General features: G+C 73.4%; 2 protein-coding genes. Both read right to left on the reverse strand.

What is annotated here, in order from left to right; translation table 11 throughout:
* On the reverse strand, positions 1–657 hold a 657-nt coding region (locus NON22_RS24285), incomplete at its 3' end, for an endonuclease/exonuclease/phosphatase family protein (protein ID WP_257389557.1).
* 36 nt (positions 658–693) lie between these two features.
* Positions 694–1,435 (reverse strand): trehalose-phosphatase (otsB, locus tag NON22_RS24290; RefSeq protein ID WP_257389558.1); only part of this gene is annotated, 742 nt, incomplete at its 5' end.

Consider the following 1,435-nt stretch of genomic DNA (forward strand, 5'->3'; position numbering starts at 1 on the left):
CCGCAAGCCGCCGGCACGCGCGAACGCCGACTGCAGGCCGCAGCCGTCGCGCAGCAGCGCGTCGGCGCGGCCGCGCCAGTCGTTGAAATCGCCGGCGACGACGAGCGCGGCGCCGGCGCCGACTTCGTCGCGGATCAGCGCCGTGAGCAGGCCGAGCTCGCGCTGGCGCTGCTCCTCGCGCAGGCCCAGGTGCACGCAGATCGCGTGCAGTGCGCCGAAGGCCGGCACGTCGAGCACGCAATGCAGCAGTCCGCGCGGCTCGGCGCCGGCCACCGAGATGTCGTGATTGCGCCAGCTCGCGATCGTGAAGCGCGACAGCAGCGCATTGCCGTGGTGCCCGTGCGCGTGCACGGCGTTGCGGCCGTAGGCGTACTGCGGCCAGAGCTGGTCGGCGAGGAACTCGTAATGCGGCGTATCGAGCCGGCCGCGGCGCGCTTCGCGCCGCTCCTCGCCCGGAACTTCCTGCAGGAAGACGAGATCGGCGCCGGTCGTGCGTACGGCGTCGCGCAGCTCGCCGAGCATGAAGCGCCGGTTCCACGGCGCCAGTCCCTTGTGCGTGTTGATCGTCAGCACGCGCAGCAGATTCGGCTGCGGCTCGGCGACCGGATCACGGCGCGGCTCGGGCTGCGGCGCGGCGGAAGCGAAGCCGCGGCTCATGCGCGCACCGCCGCGCCGGCGCCTTGCCGGACTGCGCTAGCGCGACGCATGGCCATCTCCGACCAGCCCGGCGATCCACTCCTCGACGGCGTCCGCATCGGCGAGCCCGAAGCGCGCCGACGCCGACACGCGCGGCCCCACGGCGACGCCGAAGCCCTGCAGCGCGGCGGCAGCGGCGAACGCGTCTTCGTCGGTGACGTCGTCGCCGACGGCGACCGGCACGCGTCCGGCGAACGGCGCGCGCTGCATCTGCGCGGTCAGTGCCGTGCCCTTGTCGCGGCCGCGCGCGGCGAATTCATAGACGAACACGCCCTGCAGCAGGCGCAGCGCCGGATGCGCCGGGAGCAGCGGCATTACCGCAGTTCTGAGGCATTCTGCACGACCAGCGGCCGCGCGATAGTGCAATACGCACGAGCTCGGCTTGCGCTCGACCCAGGTACCCGGATTCGCCGCGGCGATTTCGCGCAGCGCCGCTTCGACCGCGTCGAGCTGGACGCGATAACCCGCGTCGAGTTCGGCGATGCCGGCACCGCCGTGCTCGGCGACCTGCGGCAGCGGCAGTCCGTCCAGCAGCCGCTGCAGATCGGCGGCGCTGCGTCCGCTGAGTATGCAGACCGCGCCGTCGAGCCGCGCCGCGAGCCGGGCGAGCAGCGCGCGCAGCCGCGGCGTCAGCGCCACGTCGGCGGGATCGTCGCGATAGCCGCAGAGCGTGCCGTCGAGATCGAGGAACAACCCCCAGCCGGCAGCGGCGGGCAGCGTGGACGGCGGAAGATCGGAA

This window comes from Tahibacter caeni, from assembly GCF_024609805.1.
GTDB classification, from domain to species: Bacteria; Pseudomonadota; Gammaproteobacteria; order Xanthomonadales; family Rhodanobacteraceae; genus Tahibacter; species Tahibacter caeni.